Origin of the sequence: Mesorhizobium sp. CO1-1-11 (genome assembly GCF_020164995.1) — a bacterium.
GTDB lineage: Bacteria > Pseudomonadota > Alphaproteobacteria > Rhizobiales > Rhizobiaceae > Mesorhizobium > Mesorhizobium australicum.
Genome location: NZ_JAIUHE010000007.1, coordinates 121,144 through 143,019 on the forward strand (window position 1 = coordinate 121,144; position 21,876 = coordinate 143,019).

The 21,876-nt window shown below is 64.0% G+C and carries 19 protein-coding genes; 8 read left to right on the plus strand and 11 right to left on the minus strand.

Translation table 11 applies throughout. From position 1 onward, the window contains the following. The first annotated feature begins 31 nt into the window (after positions 1–31). The 4 genes from ptsP (at position 32) to LB554_RS10060 (ending at position 4,140) form a co-directional block, all read left to right on the plus strand. The gene (gene ptsP, locus LB554_RS10045) at positions 32–1,606 is read left to right on the plus strand and encodes a phosphoenolpyruvate--protein phosphotransferase (protein WP_224584322.1); all 1,575 of its coding nucleotides are present in this window, start codon (positions 32–34) and stop codon (positions 1,604–1,606) included. Between the two features lie 11 nt (positions 1,607–1,617). After that, positions 1,618–2,040, plus strand: coding sequence for a hypothetical protein (locus LB554_RS10050; protein WP_015314201.1), 423 nt, complete (start codon positions 1,618–1,620; stop codon positions 2,038–2,040). 38 nt (positions 2,041–2,078) lie between these two features. Continuing rightward, entirely contained in the window at positions 2,079–3,065 is a 987-nt protein-coding gene (dhaK, locus tag LB554_RS10055) for a dihydroxyacetone kinase subunit DhaK (protein WP_224584323.1), read from the plus strand. Positions 3,066–3,135: 70 nt separating this feature from the next. After that, positions 3,136–4,140, plus strand: coding sequence for a nucleotidyltransferase family protein (locus tag LB554_RS10060; RefSeq protein ID WP_224584324.1), 1,005 nt, complete (start codon positions 3,136–3,138; stop codon positions 4,138–4,140). Positions 4,141–4,148: 8 nt separating this feature from the next. Here LB554_RS10060 and LB554_RS10065 read toward each other — a convergent pair whose 3' ends face one another. The 3 genes from LB554_RS10065 to LB554_RS10075 are packed head-to-tail and all read right to left on the minus strand — an operon-like array spanning position 4,149 to position 5,871. Continuing rightward, positions 4,149–5,135 carry a serine kinase gene (locus LB554_RS10065; protein WP_224584325.1) on the minus strand — a complete coding sequence of 329 codons (987 nt, stop codon included), beginning with the start codon at positions 5,133–5,135 and terminating at the stop codon, positions 4,149–4,151. Then, positions 5,132–5,569 (minus strand): lasso peptide biosynthesis B2 protein, encoded by a 438-nt coding sequence (locus LB554_RS10070; protein ID WP_140614927.1) that lies wholly within the window; start codon positions 5,567–5,569, stop codon positions 5,132–5,134. Before LB554_RS10070 ends, LB554_RS10065 begins: the two co-directional genes overlap by 4 nt. After that, entirely contained in the window at positions 5,569–5,871 is a 303-nt protein-coding gene (locus LB554_RS10075) for a PqqD family protein (protein WP_015314206.1), read from the minus strand. The genes LB554_RS10070 and LB554_RS10075 overlap by 1 nt, the downstream gene beginning before the upstream one ends. A 764-nt stretch (positions 5,872–6,635) precedes the next feature. Between LB554_RS10075 and LB554_RS10080 the strand changes: the two genes are divergently transcribed. Further along, positions 6,636–8,543, plus strand: coding sequence for a propionyl-CoA synthetase (locus LB554_RS10080; protein WP_140660515.1), 1,908 nt, complete (start codon positions 6,636–6,638; stop codon positions 8,541–8,543). 146 nt (positions 8,544–8,689) lie between these two features. Next, a complete protein-coding gene (locus LB554_RS10085; RefSeq protein ID WP_224584326.1) occupies positions 8,690–9,772 on the plus strand; it encodes an acyltransferase family protein in 1,083 nt (360 codons plus the stop codon). A 129-nt stretch (positions 9,773–9,901) separates the two neighbouring features. Here LB554_RS10085 and LB554_RS10090 read toward each other — a convergent pair whose 3' ends face one another. The 6 genes from LB554_RS10090 to LB554_RS10115 form a co-directional block, all read right to left on the minus strand. Beyond that, positions 9,902–12,286 carry a polysaccharide biosynthesis tyrosine autokinase gene (locus LB554_RS10090; protein ID WP_224584327.1) on the minus strand — a complete coding sequence of 795 codons (2,385 nt, stop codon included), beginning with the start codon at positions 12,284–12,286 and terminating at the stop codon, positions 9,902–9,904. A 148-nt stretch (positions 12,287–12,434) separates the two neighbouring features. Beyond that, positions 12,435–13,331: a UTP--glucose-1-phosphate uridylyltransferase gene (locus LB554_RS10095; protein WP_224584328.1), complete on the minus strand. Its 897-nt coding sequence runs from the start codon at positions 13,329–13,331 to the stop codon at positions 12,435–12,437. A gap of 74 nt (positions 13,332–13,405) precedes the next feature. After that, positions 13,406–14,374 carry a glycosyltransferase family 2 protein gene (locus tag LB554_RS10100; RefSeq protein ID WP_224584329.1) on the minus strand — a complete coding sequence of 323 codons (969 nt, stop codon included), beginning with the start codon at positions 14,372–14,374 and terminating at the stop codon, positions 13,406–13,408. After that, complete coding sequence (locus LB554_RS10105; protein ID WP_140875672.1) at positions 14,364–15,314, minus strand: glycosyltransferase; 951 nt, start codon at positions 15,312–15,314, stop codon at positions 14,364–14,366. Before LB554_RS10105 ends, LB554_RS10100 begins: the two co-directional genes overlap by 11 nt. Continuing rightward, on the minus strand, positions 15,314–16,303 hold the full coding sequence (locus tag LB554_RS10110) for a glycosyltransferase family 2 protein (RefSeq protein WP_140614931.1): 990 nt from the start codon (positions 16,301–16,303) through the stop codon (positions 15,314–15,316). The genes LB554_RS10105 and LB554_RS10110 overlap by 1 nt, the downstream gene beginning before the upstream one ends. Before the next feature lie 15 nt (positions 16,304–16,318). Beyond that, a complete protein-coding gene (locus LB554_RS10115) occupies positions 16,319–17,491 on the minus strand; it encodes a glycosyl transferase family 1 (protein ID WP_224584330.1) in 1,173 nt (390 codons plus the stop codon). A 185-nt stretch (positions 17,492–17,676) separates the two neighbouring features. On the opposite strand from LB554_RS10115, the gene LB554_RS10120 reads away from it, so the two are divergent. Both LB554_RS10120 and LB554_RS10125 read left to right on the plus strand, forming a co-directional pair. Further along, complete coding sequence (locus tag LB554_RS10120) at positions 17,677–19,173, plus strand: lipopolysaccharide biosynthesis protein (RefSeq protein ID WP_224584331.1); 1,497 nt, start codon at positions 17,677–17,679, stop codon at positions 19,171–19,173. Positions 19,174–19,227: 54 nt separating this feature from the next. Continuing rightward, positions 19,228–20,250 (plus strand): phosphoribosyltransferase family protein, encoded by a 1,023-nt coding sequence (locus LB554_RS10125; protein ID WP_015314216.1) that lies wholly within the window; start codon positions 19,228–19,230, stop codon positions 20,248–20,250. 27 nt (positions 20,251–20,277) lie between these two features. Here the strand turns inward: LB554_RS10125 and LB554_RS10130 are convergent, their stop codons facing one another. Together LB554_RS10130 and LB554_RS10135 are read right to left on the minus strand one after the other, a co-directional pair. Continuing rightward, on the minus strand, positions 20,278–21,357 hold the full coding sequence (locus LB554_RS10130) for a glycosyltransferase (RefSeq protein WP_140821600.1): 1,080 nt from the start codon (positions 21,355–21,357) through the stop codon (positions 20,278–20,280). 67 nt (positions 21,358–21,424) lie between these two features. Continuing rightward, on the minus strand, positions 21,425–21,874 hold the full coding sequence (locus tag LB554_RS10135) for a hypothetical protein (protein ID WP_224584332.1): 450 nt from the start codon (positions 21,872–21,874) through the stop codon (positions 21,425–21,427). Between the last annotated feature and the right edge of the window lie 2 nt (positions 21,875–21,876).

A 21,876-nucleotide genomic window follows, 5' to 3' on the forward strand; every position in this document is an offset into this window, starting at 1 on the left:
CGCCTGCGCTCACCCGCTGGGAACGCGTGCCATGCGTATTGAGGGTGTTCCTGCCTCGGCCGGCTATGCCGAGGGACCTCTGTTCGACCTCGGCCAGCCCGCGGGCATTTACGTTAGCAAGGCAAGCTCCGTCGAGGAGAGGACGTCCCTGCGGGCCGCGATCGGCAAGGCGGTGAACCGGCTCGTGGCCATGGTCGGAACCGCCGAGAAAGATGCGGCCGACATACTCGAATTCCACATCGCCATGCTGGAAGACGACGCGCTGAGCGGGCCGGCCTTCGCATCGATCGCTTCCGGAACACCCGCCGACACGGCCTGGCGGCAGGCGCTCGATGCCGAGATCGCCGGCTACGAGGCTTCGGACCAGGATTATTTCCGCGCCCGCGCCACGGACCTTCGGGATATCAGGGACCAGGTGCTGCGTGCCCTGACCGAGGACAGTGACCAAGCCGCGCCGTCCGGCGCCATCCTCTACGGCGAGGACATCGCGCCGACGCGCTTTCTCGAAACCGACTGGAGCCATGGCGGCGGCATCGCTCTGAAGGCAGGCAGCACCGCCAGCCATGTCGCCATGCTGGCGCGCTCGCGTGGCGTGCCGATGGTCGTGGGCCTGCGCGAGCCGCTCACCGCCGTTGCCGACATGGCACTGCTCGACGCGGAGCACGGCAGCATCGTCCTGGCGCCCTCGCCGGCCGAGATCGGCTCGTTCCGGCAGTCATCCTCTTCCTTCACCGCCGGCCAGGGTAAGGCACTGACTTTTCTGGCGCGGCCGGCCGTGACAAAAACCGGCACGGCGGTGCGCGTACAGGTCAATATCGCCGATCCTGGGGATGTCGATGCCATCGACATCGCGACCTGCGACGGTGTCGGCCTGATGCGCACCGAATTCCTGTTCGGCAAAACGCTGCCGGATGAGGAGACGCAGTATCGTGCCTATCGCAAGGTGCTGGAATGGGCCGGCGAAAAACCGGTGACGATCCGTACCGTCGATGCCGGCGGCGACAAGCCGGTGCCAGGCTTCACCGTCGAGGAAGGCAATCCATTCCTTGGCCTGCGTGGCATCAGGCTGTCGCTGGCCAGGCCCGATATATTCCGGATTCAAATCAGGGCATTGCTGCGCGCCGCGCCACACGGCAATCTCAAAATCATGTTTCCGATGATCGCCACATCAGCAGAGTATGAAAGCGCCGCCGCCTTGTTCGCCGAGGAGCGGGTAGCCCTTGCCGCGCGCGGCATCGCGCACAAGATGCCGCCGCTCGGCATCATGGTCGAAGTGCCTTCGGTGGCCATCGCGCCGGAGGCGTTTACCGGCGTCGCTTTCCTGTCGATCGGTTCCAACGATCTGACGCAATATGTGATGGCGGCCGCGCGCGACAATGCCGCTGTGGCACACCTGAATTCAGTCCGCCATCCTGCGGTGTTGAGGCTGATCGCCTCGGTCGCGGCCTTTGGACGGGAGACCGGGATTGCCGTCAGCCTGTGCGGCGATGCCGGCGGCGACCCGGTCTCTATTCCCTCGCTGCTGGAAGCCGGTCTGCGCGATCTTTCCGTGGCGCCGGCGCAACTCGCCATGGCCAAGGCGGCCATAGCCGACGTTCCGGTCTAGGCACGGCAGGCATGGCCGACATCAAACCCGAACCCGGTTCCGAAGAAGCGATCCGCGCCTACAAGACGATCCTGTCGCAGGTTATCGACCAGCGGCCGTCCGGCATGCGCCAGCGGCTCGCCGATGCGCTTGGCAAGCACCGCAGCTTCGTCACGCAGATTTCGAGCCCGAGCTACTCGATTCCCATTCCGTCGAAACATCTGCCGGCCATCTTTTCCGTCTGCCATTTCAGCCAGGCCGAGCGGGACCAGTTTCTTGCCGCCTATCACCAGGCACATCCCGGGAAGATCTCGGTCGCCGCGGGCGCGCGCAAGACAAGGCACGTTTCGCTCATCGTGCCGGATTTCGGCGACGACAAGCAGAATGCGGCGCTCGACCGAGCGATCAACGAATTCATCCAGAAGGTCACCAGCATCACCGGCAAGAGCGGCTGAACGACCCTTGATGCTGGCTATTTCGGGAGGAGACGGCCGTGAAGAAATTCATGAACTCGGTGGACATGGTACTGACCGAGAGCCTTGACGGTTTCGCGGCCGCCCATGCCGACATCCTTGTGCTTGGCGAGGAGCACAAATTCATCCGCCGCAAGATGCTCAAGCCGGGCAAGGTGGCGCTGATCTCCGGCGGCGGCTCCGGCCACGAGCCGCTGCATGGCGGCTTTGTCGGCCGTGGCATGCTGGACGCCGCCTGTCCCGGCCAGGTGTTCACCTCGCCGACACCGGATCAGATGCTGGCGGCCGCGCAAGCCGTCGACACCGGCGCCGGCTGCCTGTTCATCGTCAAGAACTACGAAGGCGACGTGATGAACTTCGAGATGGCGGCGGAGATGTCCGATGGCGTGCTGCAGGTCGTCACCAATGACGACGTCGCCGTCGAGAATTCGTCCTACACAACCGGGCGGCGCGGCGTGGCGGGCACGCTGGTGGTGGAAAAGATCGTTGGCGCCGCCGCCGAGCACGGGGTGGCGTTGCCGGCGTTGAAGGCGCTGGGTGACCGCGTCAACGACGCCACCCGCTCGATGGGCGTGGCATTGACCAGCGGCACCGTGCCGGCTGCCGGCAAACCGACCTTCGACATCGGCGAAGGCGAGATGGAATTCGGCGTCGGCATCCATGGCGAGCCCGGCCGCCGGCGCGACAGGCTGAAAAGCGCCGATGCAATTGTCGAAGAAATCTGCGCTGCGATCCTGGGCGATCTCGACGACAGGGCGAAAGGACCCGCGCTGCTGTTCGTCAACGGCTTCGGCGGCACGCCGCTGATGGAGCTCTATCTGATGTACAACAGCGCCCGCCGGATTTTCGAGCAACATGGCGTGACGGTTACCCGGTCGCTGGTCGGCACCTATGTCACCTCGCTCGACATGGCCGGCTGCTCGATCACGCTGACCTTGCTCGACGACGAACTGACGGAATGGTGGGACGCACCTGTCCACACCGCCGCGCTGCGCTGGGGCGTGTAAGGCTGGCTTCAGCCGCCCTTTTCTGCAACCATTCCGGACAATCCACTTAACGATGGATTTGTCCGGATCGATGCTGCCGTCTCTTACTCCAGCTGAAGAAAAACTGCTGCTGCGCTTCGTCGATCCGGAAGCTGCGGCGGTCGGGGACAATTTATCGGCGAAGGCCCTGTCTGCCCTGCTCGACAATGCCGAATTCCACGGCGTCCTGCCAATCATGCTGCGCAAGCTCGGGGAGCCGTCGGATACTGGCCTGCGGGACAAACTCGACGACCTGCGCCAGAGGGCGACGATCGCCACCGGCCAGTCGATGCTGCTTCAGTACCATGGCGACCGCATCATGAAGGGAATGGCGGCGGAGGGTATTCCGGCGCGGATCGTCAAGGGGCCGGTCTTCGCGCGAAAACTCTATCGCAATGTATCCGACCGGCCTTTCACCGACATCGACATCCTGGTCGAGCCCGCCAACCTTGCGCGGGCAAACCGAGTGATTGCGGCATGCGGCTTCGAGCTTGCCAGCAACGAGGCCGAATCCTACCGGCTGCAGGAATTCAAATGGCTGGAAAAGGAGAATTCCAGCCTGCTGGTCGAGTTGCATGGCGACCTTGTGCACGACATCGGCATGCGGCGGCGCCTGTCGCTGGGTTTTCGCGAGCTTGGCATCATCGATGGCGACGCGACGGATACGCCGGCCGCCCTTCTGACGATCGCCATCGTGCATGCCGCCGGCGGCCACAAATTCCACCGTCTGCAGCTTTGCGTCGACGTGCTGCAAGGTGTGAGGGCGCTGCAATCCCCGGTTTCGGAAACCCGCCTGCTCGACGCCGCGCGCATGACCGGCATCGAACTCGAACTTGCGATCGTGCTCAACGTAACCGGGCGGCTGTTCGACGAACCGCATGCGCTGGCACTCGCCGGGCGAATAAAGCCCGACCTGTCGATCCGACTGGCCAAGAAGCTGATCACGACCAACACGCTGCTCAGGGTCAATTCCCGGGAGAAGATCGGCTCGCGGCTACGCCGCGATGCCTTTCGCTGGATCCAGCGGCTGGCCAAGGCCAGGCCATACGCCGCTTGAGCGGACCGTCAGTCCAGTGATGCCAACCTAGCGCTTATCAGCGCCGCCGCATCGGCCGGACGCACGCCTACTTCCAGGGTAAAGGTCGGCACCGACGACACCAGTCCGCGGATCGCCGTCAACCTGCGCTTCTGCAGCGGCAGCAGACCGGTCGCGCCGGTGCGGACATTGTCCATCGCCAGCGCCACCATCGCGTCGGTCCGGGCCATGGGCGCGAGCCGGGTCTCTTCGTCGCCGGATCGCGCAAGATGCAGGAGCGCTGCGACCGGACGGGCGGTCGGACTTTCGATTTTTACGATCCCACTCAGCTTTTCCAGCGAAACAGCCTGTTCGCCATTGCGGTCCCATGACAGACCGAGGCATGGCGCCACAAGCGGGATCATCCGCGCGGTCTTCTCATGGATCTTGACATGGCGCGGCAAACCCCAGGCGGCAGGCGTGGGGGAAGCGAGATTCAGGATCATGGCGTCGTCGGAGCACAGGCCGAATCCTCGCGTTGCCAAGGCCAGCGATGTGGTGGTCTTGCCGGTGCCGCTCGGGGCATGGACCAGCACGACGGCGTCGCGGCCCGGCAGCGTCAGCCCGGCCGTGTGCAGCATATGCTGGCCGCCTGCGTCGAGTGCTGCGTCCAACACCAGCATCGATGGCGTCCAGGCGGCCTTCGCACCGGGGCGAACCCGGAGTTCGGCCCAACCCTCCTCGTCATTGACGACAACGGCTTGGCGTTCGGGAAAGACGAGATGGACCGTGCCGCCATCCGCGATCATCCGGCAGTAGCCGTCCTCCGGTATCTCGCCCTCGAAGACGAGCGATCCGCCGGGCGCTTCGTCCAGAACGTCCGCCTCTGTGATCTCGAGACGAAAATCCGGCTCGACGGGACCTGTGACACGCAAGGTGCCCAGCATCCCGTCGAAATCCTGCCACAGGCCGGGGCGCTCGGCCGATATGCCGAGGATCTGGCCATTGAGGTCATAGAATACTGAAGGTCTGGTCAAGCGGAGCGCACCTTCGTGGCGGCGGTGGCGGGGTGACGGTAGATCTCGACCATGCCGGGAAGGCTGTCACTGACCACCGGCTTGCCGTCCAGGCACACCCAGCAATGCGCCGCCAGCCGCGACGCTTGCAGCGACTTCGGATCGACGCCGAAACGCAGCTGCGGATCGAAACCGGCAAGGCGCAGGAAGCGATGGCCGAGCAAGCCCTCCCGCAAGCATCTGCGGTCACGCATCAGCCAGGGATGACGCACGGCACGGTTGACGCGGGCGACAATGTAGGGGGCAGGCAGGCCGCGATAGGGCGCCGGCGAGGCGAGCGGCGCCCATTTCAGCACGTCCTCGAAGCTGCGATTGGCAATGAGAATTGGCATCAGCCGCGCGCTTGCCCAGAGATGACAGCGGAACAAGGCGCGCAGGAGAGGACCGTCCACCATCAAGCGGTGCCTTCAGCCATCAAGCCTGGAGCAGCGAGAATGCCTTCCGAGACCAGATCGCTGGCCAGCGCCGCCATGTCCTCGTCAAGCGTGCCCTTGTCGATTTCGAACTCCTCGCAAAGCAGGCCGACGATCTGGCCGAGGCTGCGCGCGCCATCCACCTTGTCGAGAAAGGCTTCGGTCGTCCCGTTGCAGGTATAAAGCTGGCCGCTGCGCGCCAAAAGCACAACCGCGCCGTCGCCGACATGCTGAACCGAGGCATCGTCCGCCAGTCGCAGAACCGTTCCAGAGGCAATTTCCATAACGGACCCCAAAAGCCATGCAAAACCCGGAAATGAGATAGCGCGGTGGTGGGGCGCTGTCTATTGGTCGGCCGGGATGGCTCGCGTGGCTTTATTTTGCGGACATACTCTCGTGAGGCCGCAACATCCATCCAGAGTCGAAAATCGTCCCAGAAATAGTCGCCGGAAAGGCGCGCCAGGCAAGCATGCTGACCGGCGGCACCGTTGCTTTTCTTCCCTGAGATAAGGTAAGAACTCCTCGGGTCTTGGGGAGATAGCGTATGCGTTACAATTGGGAGCGAGCTCCGACGACTTTCGAACGTCATCGAAAAGCTCTGGCGACAGCCATTTTGATCTTCGGCGGCGTCGGTCTCATGCTGGTGGCCTTGCCGATCTAGCGCCGTCGACATTCGCCCAACGAATCCGGCTTGTTAGACGGCAATCGACGAATTGTTCAGCGGGTTGTTCGGTCACCGCTATGAAGCGGCGATCGCACCCTTAAAAAAGCCCTGGCTGAAGCGCTGCACCAGCACGACGATCACCGCCGGCTTGCCGGCCGGTGTTCACAGGATCCGACAGGCTGTAGGAGGTCGGACGGTTCCTCGAGCCTGGCCTCGATCGACCATTGATGGCGCATGCGCTCACATCCTCTCGCTCGATATCGTCGGACAGCGGGCATCCCGGTCAGGACAAGACCGGTTCAAACGAAAATCAGGGAAGACAGCGCCGGAAAAAACAGCATAGGCTGTTTGCAAAGACGGCAAATGGTTTCCGGGAGGGTACGGATGGCTTCACGCTATCACGAGATCTATGACGGCTGGAAACGCGACCCGGAAAAATTCTGGGCCGACGCGGCCGGCGCCATCGACTGGTATTCGCCCTGGAACAGGGTGTTCGATGCCACCGCCGGCGTCTACGGCCGCTGGTTCACCGGCGCGACCTGCAACACCTGCTACAATGCCCTTGACCGGCATGTCGCCGGCGGGCGGGCCGACCAGATCGCGCTGATATACGACAGCGCCATCACCGGCACGGTGAAAAAGTTCACCTATGCCGAACTGAAGCGCGAGGTGGTGGCGCTGACCTCGGTGTTAAAGAACCGCGGCGTCGGCAAGGGTGACCGCGTCATCATCTACATGCCGATGGTGGCGGAAGCGGCCATCGCCATGCTCGCCTGCGCCCGCATCGGCGCCGTGCATTCGGTCGTCTTCGGTGGTTTTGCCTCGCATGAGCTCGCCACCCGCATCGACGACGCCAGGCCGAAGCTGATCATCTCGGCGTCCTGCGGCCTGGAACCCGGCCGCGTCGTCGCCTACAAGCCGCTGCTCGACAAGGCGATAGAGATATCCCGCCACAAGCCGGACGCCTGCCTGATCCTGCAGCGCGACCAGTTGCGCTGCGAGCTCAGGGAAAACTACGACATCGACTATGCGGACGCGGTCGCGCGGGAGCGGGCGGCCGGCGCCAATGTCGACTGCGTTCCGGTGCTTGCCACCGATCCACTCTACATCATCTACACATCAGGCACGACCGGCCAGCCCAAGGGCATCGTTCGCGACAATGGCGGCCACATGGTGGCGCTGAAATGGACGATGGAAAACGAGTTCGGCGTGAAGCCCGGGGAAGTGTTCTGGGCGGCGTCCGATGTCGGTTGGGTGGTCGGCCATTCCTACATCGTCTACGGCCCGCTGCTGCATGGCTGCACCAGCATCCTGTTCGAAGGCAAGCCGATCGGCACGCCCGACGCCGGCACCTACTGGCGCGTTATCGCGGAACATGGCGTGGTTGCGTTGTTCACCGCGCCGACTGCCTTCCGCGCCATCAAGGGGCAGGATCCCAAAGGCGAGTTCGTGCCGAAATATGATCTGTCGAAATTCCGCACCCTGTTCCTGGCCGGCGAACGCGCCGACCCCGAAACCATCAAATGGGCGGAGCAGAAGCTGAACGTGCCGGTGGTCGATCATTGGTGGCAGACCGAGACCGGATCGCCGATGACCATCAACCCCGCCGGGCTCGGCCTGCTGCCGGTGAAGTACGGCTCGCCCGGGGTACCGATGCCCGGCTACGACATCCGCGTGCTCGACGATGCCGGCCATGAGGTGCCGCGCGGCACGCTTGGCAATGTCGTGGTCAAGCTGCCGCTGCCGGCGGGCTGCCTGCCGACCCTGTGGAACGCCGATGCCCGCTTCCGCCAGGCCTATCTCGATGAGTTCCCCGGCTTCTACAAGACGGCCGATGCCGGCATGATCGACGAGGACGGGTATCTCTACGTGATGGCCCGCACCGACGATATCATCAACGTTGCCGGCCACCGATTGTCGACGGGCGCCATGGAAGAGGTGCTGGCCGCCCATCCCGATGTCGCCGAATGCGCCGTCGTCGGCATCGCCGATGCGATGAAGGGCCAGATTCCGCTCGGCTTCGTGGTGCTGAACGCCGGTGTCGCGCGCGACGGCGCCGCCATCGAGAAGGAGGTCGTCGCGCTGGTGCGCGAGCGCATCGGCCCGGTGGCCGCCTTCAAGACCGTGGTGACGATTAAGCGCCTGCCCAAGACGCGCTCGGGCAAGATCCTGCGCGGCACCATGCAGAAGATCGCCGACAAGGAAGCGTGGATGATGCCTGCAACCATCGACGACCCCGCCATCCTCGATGAGATCACCGCTGCCCTGACGGAGCGCGGAATCGGCGTCTAAGGAGCACTGCCGGGACCTGACTGGAGCTACCGTTGCGCGATGTTGCGACGCGGCGAACTTTGTGATGACCGCTGGGCGCAATCGTAGATTGTGCGATGCAACATTCCGCCCTACAGTTCCCGCGGGGGGCCATTCGATTGGATCGCATGGCTCAGAAAAAAATAACCTTTGGCGGTATCGACATCCTGCGGTTTCTCGCCGCCGTGCTGGTCATGGTCTATCACTACGGCTTCTGGGTGTGGGCCTATCCCGACGGCATCTCGGCGCAAGCGACTGGTGGCGTTCCGGCGCAGCCTGGGGTCGGCGCCTGGGTCGGGTCTGGCTGGGTCGGCGTCGAGATCTTCTTCGTCATCAGCGGTTTCGTCATTGCCTTCAGCGCCGAGAATTCGACGCCGCTGCGGTTTTTCGAGGCAAGGGTCAAAAGGCTGGCGCCGGCGGTCTGGATTTGTGCCCCGATCACCACGGCGCTGTTGCTGCTGATCGGCTTGAGCTGGCCGACCGATGCGGTGGTTCGGCTCGTGCGCACCGGCCTGTTCGCGCCTTATGGTCCCTGGGTGGACAGCGTCTACTGGACGCTCGGCATCGAAATCGCCTTCTACGCCATCGTCTGGATCCTGCTGCGGCTCGGCCGTTTCAACCTGATGGAAAGGGTTGCCATCGTCATCGGCATGGTCAGCACGCTGTTCTGGTGCCTTTATTATCCGCTCGGCTGGTCCGCCTTCGCCGAGACGCGGTGGCTGCAGCTCGTGCTGGTGCATCATGGCTCATTCTTCGCGGTCGGCGTGCTCATCTGGCTGATGCGGTTCAAGGCGGTGACGGCGTCTCGCCTTGGCTTCTGCCTGCTGTTCCTCGGCGGTGGGGTGCTGCAGATCGCCAGCTCCGTCGACGTCCATAGCATCAAAGTCGGAGCCGTGATGCCGTACGGGCCGCCAATCTTGATCTTCCTCGCGGCCATCGCGCTGATGGCGTGGTCGCTCACGCTTGATCTCAGATGGAGCGGCTGGCGCCGGATCGGCCTGATGACCTATCCGCTCTATCTGATCCACGACGTCATCGGCGCGGCGATGCTCGGCGCCATGGTGCGCTCCGGGCTGCCTTATTTCCTGTCGATGGCAATGGTCGGCGCGACCATGATCGCGGCAAGCTGGCTGGTGGCAACCGAGGCCGAACCGCGCATCCGGCTGCTGCTCGACCACACGCTTTTCCGTTACCGGCTGAAGGCGGCATAGCCTCGACCTATACGCCGCTCCGCCTCATGTCCGGCCGCATGAACGGCGGCCGGACGGTGCCGAAACTTTGTGCGATTTCGGAATGAGAACCGCTGCGCGGGTTCAAGACATGATGGCAACGGCCTTATCTCAGACCGCCGCCTTCGAACGCACTTCCGACTTGTCGAGATAATAGCTCGAGTACTTGTCGAAGAATTTCTCCGACGCGCCGAACGACCCGTATTTGGCGAGCTTCTTCAGGTCGACCTTGTTCAGCACCGCGCCGACGATCTTGTTGGCGACATAGGGCTCGGATTCCAGCATCGAGCGCACCATGGCGCGCGGCGTGCGGCCCCATTCGGTGACGAGCACGAAGCCGTCGACCAGCGGCGCGAAGGCCTTGGCGTCGACCACCGGGCCAAGCGGCGGCAGATCGACGACGATGTATTCGAAGGTCTCCTTGGCGTTTTCGATGAAACGACGCATGCCGGCCGAGGAGAGAAGCTCGCTGGTGTGCGAGAAATGGCCGCGCAGCACAGCCGGGATGATCGCCAGCTTGGTCTGCCTGTCGATCTTGCCGACGGACTGCCAGGTCTGGCCGCTCACCACCGCTTCCATCAAGCCTTGCTCGGCTTCCATGCCGAGGCTGCGGCTAAGGCCCGGATTGCGCAGATCGCCATCGATGAGCAGCGTCCTGGAGCCATTGGCGGCGAGCAGCCCGGCGAGATTGGCCGCGACCGTCGACTTGCCTTCGCCGGGCAGGACCGAGATCACGCCGATGACGCGGCTGCCTTGCCCTTCCATCACCACATCGAAGGCGATCTTGGCGCTGCGCAGCGTTTCGGAGAACATCGATGCCGGAGCGTCGATGCTCACCCGCATCCGTGCGCGCCTTTCGATCGCGGCCGGCGATCTGGCGACCTTGAGATCGGGTTCGGCTGGCTTGTCTTCCTTGCTCGGTTTGCTGCCGATGGTCGGCAGGTAACCGAGGAATTTGAGGCCGACGCGGTCGCGGACCTCCTCGCCGGTCCTGAAGAACCGCTCGTTGAACTCGTTGAGGCCGCCGAAGCCGGCGCCCATCAGAACCCCGAGCACCAGCGAAAGGCCGAGCACGATGACTGTGCGCGGGCTTGAGGCGGCAAGCGGCGTCGACGCATCCGAGATGATGCGGATCTTGCCGACCGGGAAGGATTGCTGCTGCGCGGCTTCCTCGTAGCGTCCGAGGAACGTCTGGTAGAGCGTGGAGAGTGCCGTCGCCTTCTGATCGAGATCACGCAATTGGACCTGCGACTGGTTGTCGATCGAACTCTTGCCCTGCGCGGCGGCGACATTGGCCCTGAGCGCGGTCTCGCGCGCCAACGCCACCTCATACTCGTTGCGATAGCTTTCGGTGAGCTGCTTCAGTTCGCCGAAGATCTGCGTCGAGATGTCGGCCTTCTCCTTGGCGAGCGCCACCGCCTGCGGATGCTGCGGGCCGAAATTCGCCTCGACATCCTGCTGCCGTTTGGCGACCGTGAGATAGCGGGTCTTCAGCGCCGCAATGACCGAGCTGGCTGGCTGGTCGCTGGATATGGCGGCATCCTTGAAAGCGTTGTCCGAGCCGCTGTCGACGATCGACTTGTATTGCTGGTAACGGGCGCTGGCACGCGCGGTGTCGGCCTGCGCGACGATGAGCTGGGCGTTCAGGTCGGCGAGCTGCTTGTCGCTCATCAGCTGGCCGTCGCTGTTGGCGGACAGGCCGTGTTCGGCCCTGAATTTCTCGACCGCCAGCGATGCCTGCTGCGAGCTCTCGCGCAGCTCCGTCAATCGGCCCTGCAGCCAGACCGCCGCGCGCTCGGTGGCGTCGAAGCTGGCATCGAGCTGGTCGGCGAGATAAGCGTCTGCATAGGCCTTGGTGATGGCCTTCGCCAATGCCGGATCCGTCGCCTGGTAGCCAAGCGCGATAACGTAGCTTCGCCCGACGCGATCCGCCCTGATCTCGTTCTGCAGCTTGAGGATAGCGTAGTCGCGGCGCGACGCGGCGATCAGCGCATCGCGCGCGGCGGGGTCGAGCTTGGTGATATCGCCGACGCCCGGCATGACCGGGCTGCTCGGATGAACATACTGGATCAGACCGCGGATCAGGCCAACGCCCTGGGCAAGGGCCGACTGGGGCGGGTTCATGAACGTGTCGTTCTGGTCGAGCTTGAGCTTGTCGACGACCACGGCGGCAAGCCGCGTCGAGGTCAGGATCTCGATCTGGCTCAGAATCGCGGAATCGGTCTGCATCGTCGTCGATGCCGCCGAGATGTCGTCGACGATCTTGTTCAGACCTTCATCGATCAACACGCTGGAAACCGACACGAATTTTGGCGGCGTGGTCTGCAGATAGAGCATGCCCAGGAAAAGGCCGATGATGGCGCACACGCCAACCACCTTGGCCTGCCGTGCGGCCATGCCAAGCAGCCGCTCGATGTCGATGAAGTCGTCGCCGTCTCCTGCTTCCGAATTCGGCAATGGCATCCTCTTGTCGAGAGGAAAATTGGCATAATTCATCTTCGGTCCAATTCTGGCTTGTCTCGCTCGCAGGCCCCGGAGAGATCGGGAGCATTGGCAGGCGCGACACACGCTTGGTGCCGGACAGCGCGGAGCCGGCCGGCGCCTCCGCCGTCAGCCACCCGACAATACTCCCGAAAGATGGGCATTATGCGGCTTCTTCCTGGCGTTCATGCGTCCGGACGAACTCCCGGAGCATCTCGAAAACCGGACCCTTCATGTCGTCGCGCGCCAGCGCGAAGGCGATATTGGCCTGGATGAACCCTTCCTTGGACCCGCAGTCGAACATGCGCCCCTTGAAAGGCTGGGCAAAGAATGGCTGCTCCTGCGACAGGCGAACCATGGCGTCGGTCAGCTGGATCTCGTTGCCGGCGCCGCGCTGCTGGTTGCCCAGAAGCTGGAATATCTCGGGCTGCAGGATATAACGGCCATTGATGTAGAAATTCGACGGTGCGTTGGCCGGCGCCGGCTTTTCGATCATGGCCGTCACCTCGAAACCGCCGCCAATGTCGGCGCCACGGCCGACAATGCCATATTTGTTGGTCTCGGTGGGATCGCAACGCTCGACGGCGATGACGTTGCCGCCGGTCTGTGCATAGAGGTCGGTGATCTCGGCCAGGCATCCGCGCCCGCCGAAGGAGACCATGTCAGGCAAAAGCAGGGCAAAGGGCTCGTTGCCGATGACCTCGCGGGCGCACCAGACGGCATGGCCGAGGCCTTGCGGCGACTGCTGGCGGATGAAGGAGGTGGCGCCGGCCACCGGCAGCATGCTTTCGAGCGCCTCCAGCTGAGTCTTCTTGCCAGTTTGCTCCAGGGTTCCGATCAATTCCGGATGCAGGTCGAAATAGTCCTCTATGACCGCCTTGTTGCGGCCGGTGACGAAGACGATGTGCTCGATGCCGGCCTCGAAGGCCTCGTCCACCGCATATTGCACGACGGGCCTGTCGACGACGGGAAGCATTTCCTTCGGCATCGACTTGGTCGCCGGCAGGAACCGCGTTCCAAGCCCCGCCACCGGTATCACGGCCTTCCTGATTTTCTTCATCGCAAATTCCTTCTGAGGAGATCGACTACAGTCCATTCACAGGCCACGAAAAATCCCTCCATGTGCCTGCATCTTCACCTCCCCGCCCCGACGGCAAACTGTGCCGCTACTCTTCGCAACCGCACGGCGATCGGCATGCCCATATGCCTGACCGCCGCCGGGTCGCTGAGCGCCGTCCGGATCGCCTTGAGCGGGGACCGCGCCTTGATGTGCTGGACCATCGCCAGGAACGAGGCCGCCTTGCGCAGGCTGCGGCCGCGCCGGGCGAATGCCGCCTGCGCGGCCGCGTCCATCGAATGGGTTTGAGCGAAAATCTCGTCGGCCTTGCGCATCGCCTCGACATGATGAGGCTCGAGCACGCGCGAGATGGAGCCGCTGCGGATATGATAGGCATAACCGATTTCAGGCTCGACCACGCATCTGCCGCCCATGGCGAGGGCTTCGGCAAACAGGATGTAGTCCTCGCCGATCCTCAGCTTCTCGTCATAGCGAAGCCGGTTTTCGTCGAGGAACCGGCGCAGGAAGATCGGCTTGAGATAGCCAAGATTGAACTTCGATTCGAAGAGGACGTTGCCGGCGATGTAGGTGGCCAGCGAAATCTCGCGCAGGCCTTCCAGATACTGGCGCGGGAACATCGCGTCCTCGACCACGCCGTCCTCACGGACGACCTGGAGATTGTCGACGGCGATCTCGGCGCCCGCCTTTTCGGCGCGGCCGATCATGGCGGCGACGCGTCCGGGAAAGACGGCGTCGTCGGCATCGAGAACCGCTATCCACCTGCCGCGGGCGGCGTCGAGCCCGGCATTCCTGGCCCCTCCGGGGCCCCTGTTCTTTTCCAGCGCCACGACGCGCACGACATGCTCGGGATAGGCCCTCGCCACATCGAGCGTGGCGTCACGCGACTTGTCGTCGACGACGATGATCTCAAGGCTGACGCCCTTCTGGGCGATGGCGCTGGCGACCGCCCTATCAAGTGTTGCCTCGGCATTGTAGGCGGCGATCACAAAAGAAACATCGGGTACGGACGAAACGTCAGGCTGCACGCTTGCCTCCTTCCCCTGGTGAAGGCTGGCCATAGAGGCGCAGTTCGCGGACACCGACAAGACCGCTGACAACGCCGACATGCATGATGCCGCGCAACACGCTGCGGTTCCTGCGGACCGGACTGGCTGCAACCGGAAGTGCCGCGGCGAAGCAAAAAGCGGCCTTTGCCGCGGCAAGGCCGGCCTGCTTTACTCGCGCGATGCCGCTGGCGCCGCGGCCCAGGAGATGACCGTGAGTCTGGCCAACCCGGAAGCGGCGGCGGCTGAGCCAGTCGAATGCGGCCCTGGCCCTCGGCACCGCCTCGTCCACCCATGCCTCCGGCGCAAAGGCGATCCGGCCGCCTGCCTTGTGCATCTGGTCGAAGAATTCGGTGTCCTCGCCGCCGGTCTGGCCGCGCGCCAGGCTGAAGCGGCGGCCGCGCAAGCTGTCGGATGCCATGCGCAGCAGGACGTTGCAGGTGTAGCCGGTGCGGATTTCGCCGTGCACGCGGACCGGCAAGGTGGAATGGAAATCGCCGCGGCGCATCCATTCCGGCGCATCCGGACGATAGAGCGCGCGCACCGGGCCGAGAACCGCGGCGGCGCCGCTTTTTTCGGCCGTTGCCACCAGTTCGGCGAGCCAGTGGGCCGTAGCGGTCTCATCGTCGTCGATGAAGGCCAGGAAATCGGCCTCGCTGGCCTCGAGACAAGCGTTGCGAGCGATCGAGATGTTGCGGGCCGGGCAATGCCGGTAGCGGACCGGCAACTTCAATTCCTGCGACAGCACCGTCACCAGGTCCCTGGCGCTCGGCGTGTCGTCATTGTCGGCGACGATGACGCCGACCTCGAAGCCGTCAGGCATGGCCAGGGCGGCAAGCGAGCGCAGCGTGTCGGCCAGTTCCGGCCGCCGGAATGTGCACACGCCGATGTCGATGCTGCGATGCTTGACCTCAACCGCCATCACGCCGCCCTCCGCCGCGTGCCGAGGCCGAGAAGCTGCAGCCAGAAGCCGACGGACCAGCCGAAATGCATGACCATCGCCGAGACGCCGGCAAGCGCGATATCGGCATTGCGCTGGCTGATGGCCGCCACCAGGCCGTAGCCCAGGCAAACCGCCACCCACAGCACCAGAGGCAGCGCCGCGATCCAGTGCAGGAAGGAGAAGGCCGCCAGCAGAACCACCGGGAAGACCGCCAGCGGCACCATCTGCCTGACCTTCGGGATCACACGATGTTTCAGCACATTCTTGGCGCGGCCGCGGCCATAGCCGAGATACTGGACATAAAGGCCGCGCAGCGAGGTCCGCGGATAATAGACCATCTGCGTCCTGCCGCTCATCCAGATCCTGTAGCCTGCCCGCCTCAGCCGATAGTCGAGTTCCGCATCCTCATTGTGGCTGAACGTCTCGTCATAGCCGCCGACGGCCTGGAAGGCCGATATCCGCATCAGTGCGTGATGGCCGTGGTCGACCCACTCCCCGGCGGAGAGATGGCGATGCTTGGAGCCGCCGGTGCCGAGCTTGGAGTTCTGCGCCGCCGCCGCCGCTTTCTGCACCGTGCCGCTGCCGCTGGTCAGCATCGACACCACGACCGAATCCGCGCCGGTGGCCAACGCCTCCTCGACCAGTCGGTCGCAATAGTCGTCGGGATAGCCGCCATGGGCGTCGATGCGGATCAGATAGTGCGCACCCTCGCCGAATTTGGCCACCGCCAGGTTGATCGCGGCGCTCTGGATGCGCTTTTCGTTGTGAAGCAGGATGATGCGAGGGTCGTCCCTCTGGCGCTCGCCGACAATGGCCAGCGTGCCGTCGGTGCTGCCGCCATCGGCAACGACTATCCGCGCGCCGAGCCGTTCCGCCGCCGGGCAAAGCTGGTCGAGCAGCGCTCCGATATGAGTCGCCTCGTCGAGACACGGGATCACGATCAGGGTGGAGGCAAGCGCTTGCGTCATCGGGCGATGTCCATCCTATGCCAGGGCCTCGGTCGCGAGCGGCCCGCGCACTGTGGTCAGGCGGCGCAGTTTTTCGACCAGGGCGCCGCAGTCGCTGCGATCGTAGCTCCACATCCTCGGATTGTGGGCCAGCACGCGCGCCTTCAGCCTGCCGAAGCGGTGCTGTTCCATCCCGCCAAGCGCGGTTTCGAGCGCTTCGGGCGTGGCCTGCGGCAGCAAAACGCCGATCTCGCGCTGCCGCAGGAACCGTCCGGTCTCGGTGTTGTCCATCGAGATCGGCACCGCGCCGAAGCGGCAGCCTTCATAAAGGCGGTTGGGCAGCAGCCATTCGGAGTTCTGTCCCTCCTCGAAGAAATCGATTGCCCAGGAGAAATGGACGTCGTGATAGATCGCCGCCATGTCCTCCGGGTTGCGATACGGCCCGCGAAACGACATGTAAGGTTCGGCATCGACGAAGGCATGGAAATCCGGGAACTCGGAAAGTGCCGGACGGCCGCGCAAGACGATTTCGAACCGGCCTTCCATGTGACGCGTGAAACCGGCCAGCAGTTCGAGCGAGCGGCGGCACCGAAGCGCCCCGAACCAGCCGATCCGCCACGGCGGGGCGAGAGGTCCTTCCACCGCCTCGCGCTCGGCCGGCAGAATCGCCGCCGCCTCGAAATATTTGTTCTCGACCAGTTCCACCGGCGCCGCGACCTGGCGGAAAGGCTTGAAATAATTGGCGATGAAGGCGGGCGAACTGGTCACCAGCAGCCGCACATCCCGCGCCAGATGACGCTCGGTGGCGCGCAGCGCCTTGCCCAGGACATCGTCGCGAAGCACCAGGCGGTGAATGTCGAGACATTCGTAGACGATCGGGACAGCGGCGCCGAAAGCCGACCGGGCGCGGCGGGCCAGCGCCAACATTTCCAAGTTACGCGCGATGATGATGTCGGGCTTCGGCACGTCCCTGAGCTTCGAACCTATCGAAACCGCTGTTTTTGCCACCGCCGCAAGCCGCTGGGCGAATCGCCCGTCGCGCGTCGCGCCAAGGTCGATTGGCCGCATGCCTTCGATATCGGCAATCGGAGTGGCGGCGCGGCGGAAGCCCGCCAGGGTAACCCGGGCGCCACCTGTCCTGAGCATCGTGATCCGCCGGCGAACCGCCGGGTCGGAAACATCATGTACCAGGTACAAGACATGCAGCATGAAAACTCGACCGCTGTTTGACCCACCCAGGGGAAGCCTAGTACAGCTCTTGCTGCATCGCAACATTTTTGGCGCGCCGTTCCACGTTTTCTGTTGCACTGCAAAATTATTGCCGTAGTTTGTGGTCGGCGGCGGTTGTGGATTTCGGGGCTCCGAAATCCGCGCAAAGATCAGGAATCCTGAATTTGGAAGCCAATCCATTCGATCCGCCGGAAGGCTCACTGCGCAAATCGGTCGGCCGCGGTGCCGTCGTGACCGCAATGGCGCAATCGGTGCGGGTCGCTACGCAGATCATTTCCGTCATCGTGCTGTCGCGACTCCTGTCGCCGCAGGATTTCGGCGTCGTGGCCATGTGCGCTCCTGTGCTCGCCTTCATCGCCCTGTTCCAGGATTTCGGCCTGACCCAGGCGACCATCCAGAAATCGGGCATCCGGCATGAGGAGGTGAACTACCTCTTCTGGATCAATGTCGCCGTCAGCGCGGTCCTCGCCTGCGTGCTCGCGGGCGCGGCACCCCTGGTCGCAGCCTTCTATGGCGAGCCGCGCGTCGCCGGTCTGGTGGCGGCACTGGGATTGCAGATCCTGGCTTATGGCCTGGGAGCCCAGCATCTGGCGCTGCTGACCCGTCGCATGCAGTTCGGCCGCCTGGCAATCATCGACGTCGCCGGGGCCGTCGCGGGGCTGGCCGTCTCGATCGCCTGGACTTTCATCGACCGTTCCTACTGGGCGCTGTTTGCCGGCACGCTGACCGGCGCGGTGCTGCCGACGCTGTGCTACTGGGCCAGCTCGCGCTGGCGCCCAGGCATGCCGCGCAAGGTCGCCGGGATCAGCGAGCTGATCAATTTCGGTGCCGGGATCACCGGTTTCAATTTCGCCAATTTCTTCGCCCGCAATCTCGACAACGTGTTGATCGGCAAATACTGGGGCGAGGCCCAGCTCGGACTCTACGACCGCGCCTACAAGCTGCTCCTGTTCCCGCTCAGCCAGATCACCAATCCGCTGTCGAAGGTGATGGTGCCGGCGCTGTCGCGACTGAAGGACGAGCCGGACCGCTATCGCAGCGCCTATCTGCGCGTGATGCCGCTGATCCTTCTGGTGGCGCTGCCCGGCGTCGCTTTCGCCACCGCGATGTCGGATGTGCTGATCCCCTTCGTGCTCGGCGAGCAGTGGCGCGCCAGCGCCTCGATCTTCCTGGCGCTCGGCTTTGCCGGCCTGCTGCAGCCGCTCAACAATCCGGCTGGTTGGCTTTTCGTCAGCCAGGGCCGGTCCGGCGACTTCATGCGCTGGGGCATCATCACGGCGGTGACCTCGGTGCTTGCCTTCGCGCTCGGCCTGCCCTACGGCGCGCTCGGCGTGGCGGTCGCCTATGCGGTCAGCGAGTATCTGCGCACGCCCTTCCTATGGCTCTATGTCGGCAAGAGCGGACCGCTGCGAGCCAGCCATGTGCTGCGCACGGCAGCGCCGTTCGTGATTGGCGCGCATCTGGCGCTTGGGGCGGTCTGGCTGGTCAAGCCGATGCTGCCGCAGCAGCATGTCGTCGCCTTGGCAAGCGGCGTCATCCTGGCCTACGCGATCACCATCGTCGTCGCGCTGACCTTCGCCGCCGGGCGCGAAGCCTTGCGGGAGGCCTTGAAAATGCTGCCGGCAAGGGCGCCGGGGGCGACGCCGCGCGAGGCGCAATAATTTCGGCGCCTTTGTCGTCTATTCCATATCCCACCCGAGCATCAGGCCTGATCCATGCACTACCGATCGATCTCCGACATGAACGACGCCATCGTGAGCAACCTTCACCGGCTGCCACGCGACATCGACTTGGTGGTCGGCGTGCCCAGAAGCGGCGTGCTGGCGGCGACGCTGGTCAGCCTTGCGGCCAACATTCCGATGACCGACCTGGACTCCTTCCTCGAAGGCAGGGTCTACACGTCAGGCATCACCAAGCGCCGCGCGGCCCTGGACCGCAAGGTTTCGGACATGCGCAAGGTGCTGGTGATCGACGACAGCATCGCCGGCGGTAATGCGATGCGCGACGCCCGTGCCCGCATCAAGAGCGGCGGTATCGAGGCTGACTACACCTTTGCCGCCGTCTTCGGCCTGGAGCCGGAGCATCAGGAGACCGATCTGGTGTTCGAGGTCGTGCCGCATCCGCGCATGTTCCAGTGGAACTTCATGCATCACAAATTCCTGGCGCAATGCTGTGTCGACATTGACGGGGTGCTGTGTCTCGATCCGACCGAGGCCGAGAACGACGACGGGCCTGCCTATGAAAAATTCCTCAGCGAGGCGCGGCCGCTTCATGCCGTGACCCACAAGATCGGCTGGCTGGTCACCAGCCGGCTCGAGAAATACCGTGCATTGACGGAGGCGTGGCTCGCCAAGCACGAGATCAAGTACGACAAGCTGATCATGCTCGATCTGCCGAGCAAGGCGGAGCGCCAGCGGCTTGGCGCGCATGGCAGTTTCAAGGCCGATTTCTATCGCAAATCCGACGCCATCCTGTTCATCGAAAGCGAACATGCCCAGGCGCTGAGGATTGCCAAACTGTCGGGGAAACCGGTCCTGTGCGTCGAGACGCACATGGTCAGTTTTCCCGATGCGCTGTCGCTGCCAGCACTTGGCCAGGCCGCGCGAAACCTGCCGGCGAGGCTGCGCCAGGTCAACTCGCAGGAGGGCCGCAAGAGCGCCGCCAAGACCATTGCCCGCGCCCTGCTCGGTGCACGCGGCTATGAAACGCTGAAGAACAGGGTCAAGCGCCCAGCCTGATGCAGAACCGATCGGGTCGCTGCTTGGCTACGCGGCCTGGCGTGCGCGCTGCTGCACCGCTCTGTCCAGTATCGAGAAGAAGGTGACGAACTGACGGTCGGGGTCGAGTTCCGGCCGGCCGGCGAAGCCGCGCGCGAGGGCCGAGACCCGCTGATATTCCTTGTTGTCGTTCCACAAGAGCCTGACGGCCGCGACCCATTCGGCGAGCGGGGCATCATAGTCGAGCACCGTGCCGCCAGGGCCGACCGCTTCCGGCAAGCCACCGCGGCGCGAACCGACGACCGGAATGCCGCTGCAATGGGCTTCCGAGGCAACCCGCCCCCAGGCCTCCTCCCATTTGCTGGGCGCCAGCAGGATCCGGGTGCGGCCATAGACCGTCTTCATGTCACTGGTGCGGTTCTCCAGCGTGACATTGCCGAGCGGCGTGATCGTCTGTTCGATGCGTGCCCGGTGATCGTCCGCCAGCTTCCAGCTTTCGACGAACAGGAACGGGATTTCGGGGCACGCGGCGGCGATCCGCACCGCAAGCTCGAAGCCCTTTTCCTCATAAGGGTTGATCAGGGTGACGAACTGGCCTGAAGTCGGCGTGCTGTAGTGGGCCGGATTGATGGTCGGAGGGATCACCGCCGCCTCGATGCCGAACTCCCTGGCGTAGGTACGCGCGGTGAATTCGGAATTGGCGATATAAAGCGCCGAATGCAGGTCGCGCAGGTCGCCCCCAAGCTCGTGAAACTCGACGTTGCGGAGGTAGACGACCAGCGGCACGCCCTTGGCCTGCAACGCCTTGCCGAGTGGAACCGACTTGTGACACTGAACCACCGCCACATCCGGCTTGACCCTGTTGACGGCGAAGGCCGCCGCCTCCCACGGAAACCACGCCCGAATCACTGGGTAGCCGGGAAAACTGTCGACGACCGCCGGCTGGCGCAAAAGCTTCATCTTGGCACGCGCCTTGAAGCCGAAGACACCATCGCCAAACAGCGCGGCGAGCACCGCGGCCTCATGCCCATGCTCGATCAACTGCTCGGCCAGATGATGAGTGCTCGACTGGACGCCGCCGCTGAACTCCGGTGGGTAGCCATTGCCGCCTGCAAAGAGAACTTTCATGGTCCTGGCTCCTCGTCTATCGCGTTTCAATGCCCACGGCCGATGAACGGCAGCGTCAAGTGCAGCCTCACGCAGTCTTTGGCGGATCAAGCGTCGCGAACGGATTTGTGCATGGCTGCCATCCGGTGAACCGGATGGGATCACTAGGCGAACTGCGCGAGGCGTAGTCCGTCAACATGTGAAATTCGGCCACGACCCAGCGGTCGAAATGCCGGAGGTCGCGCTGCTTCCGCTTTGGCAACAACTTGCGTGCCTGGCCGAGCTTCACCGTCTCGAGCAAAGTGACGGCGTCGCCCAGTTTTTCGCTGGGAAACAGCCACGGATTGCGGTTGCGGAACTCCAGCACGAACTGCTGCAGGTGCTCGATGCGCATGTTCAACCCGCCGAGGTATTTTTCGAGCGTGACGCGAACCAGGTCCTCGTCCGAAAACGAAGACACCGCCGCGAAGGCCACGCCAGTCGATGCAACTCCACCAGCCATGATGGCCAAGACCGAGCGCCGTGAGATTTCCATCATGG

Excerpts from the sequence above, each read along its gene's own strand:
- ptsP (WP_224584322.1), top strand. The coding sequence starts at position 32 with ATGCGTATTGAGGGTGTTCCTGCCTCGGCCGGCTATGCCGAGGGACCT.
- LB554_RS10050 (WP_015314201.1), top strand. The coding sequence starts at position 1,618 with ATGGCCGACATCAAACCCGAACCCGGTTCCGAAGAAGCGATCCGCGCC.
- LB554_RS10060 (WP_224584324.1), top strand. The coding sequence starts at position 3,136 with ATGCTGCCGTCTCTTACTCCAGCTGAAGAAAAACTGCTGCTGCGCTTC.
- LB554_RS10070 (WP_140614927.1), bottom strand. The coding sequence starts at position 5,569 with ATGGTGGACGGTCCTCTCCTGCGCGCCTTGTTCCGCTGTCATCTCTGG.
- LB554_RS10075 (WP_015314206.1), bottom strand. The coding sequence starts at position 5,871 with ATGGAAATTGCCTCTGGAACGGTTCTGCGACTGGCGGACGATGCCTCG.
- LB554_RS10080 (WP_140660515.1), top strand. The coding sequence starts at position 6,636 with ATGGCTTCACGCTATCACGAGATCTATGACGGCTGGAAACGCGACCCG.
- LB554_RS10085 (WP_224584326.1), top strand. The coding sequence starts at position 8,690 with ATGGCTCAGAAAAAAATAACCTTTGGCGGTATCGACATCCTGCGGTTT.
- LB554_RS10090 (WP_224584327.1), bottom strand. The coding sequence starts at position 12,286 with ATGAATTATGCCAATTTTCCTCTCGACAAGAGGATGCCATTGCCGAAT.
- LB554_RS10095 (WP_224584328.1), bottom strand. The coding sequence starts at position 13,331 with ATGAAGAAAATCAGGAAGGCCGTGATACCGGTGGCGGGGCTTGGAACG.
- LB554_RS10105 (WP_140875672.1), bottom strand. The coding sequence starts at position 15,314 with ATGGCGGTTGAGGTCAAGCATCGCAGCATCGACATCGGCGTGTGCACA.
- LB554_RS10110 (WP_140614931.1), bottom strand. The coding sequence starts at position 16,303 with ATGACGCAAGCGCTTGCCTCCACCCTGATCGTGATCCCGTGTCTCGAC.
- LB554_RS10115 (WP_224584330.1), bottom strand. The coding sequence starts at position 17,491 with ATGCTGCATGTCTTGTACCTGGTACATGATGTTTCCGACCCGGCGGTT.
- LB554_RS10125 (WP_015314216.1), top strand. The coding sequence starts at position 19,228 with ATGCACTACCGATCGATCTCCGACATGAACGACGCCATCGTGAGCAAC.
- LB554_RS10130 (WP_140821600.1), bottom strand. The coding sequence starts at position 21,357 with ATGAAAGTTCTCTTTGCAGGCGGCAATGGCTACCCACCGGAGTTCAGC.
- LB554_RS10135 (WP_224584332.1), bottom strand. The coding sequence starts at position 21,874 with ATGATGGAAATCTCACGGCGCTCGGTCTTGGCCATCATGGCTGGTGGA.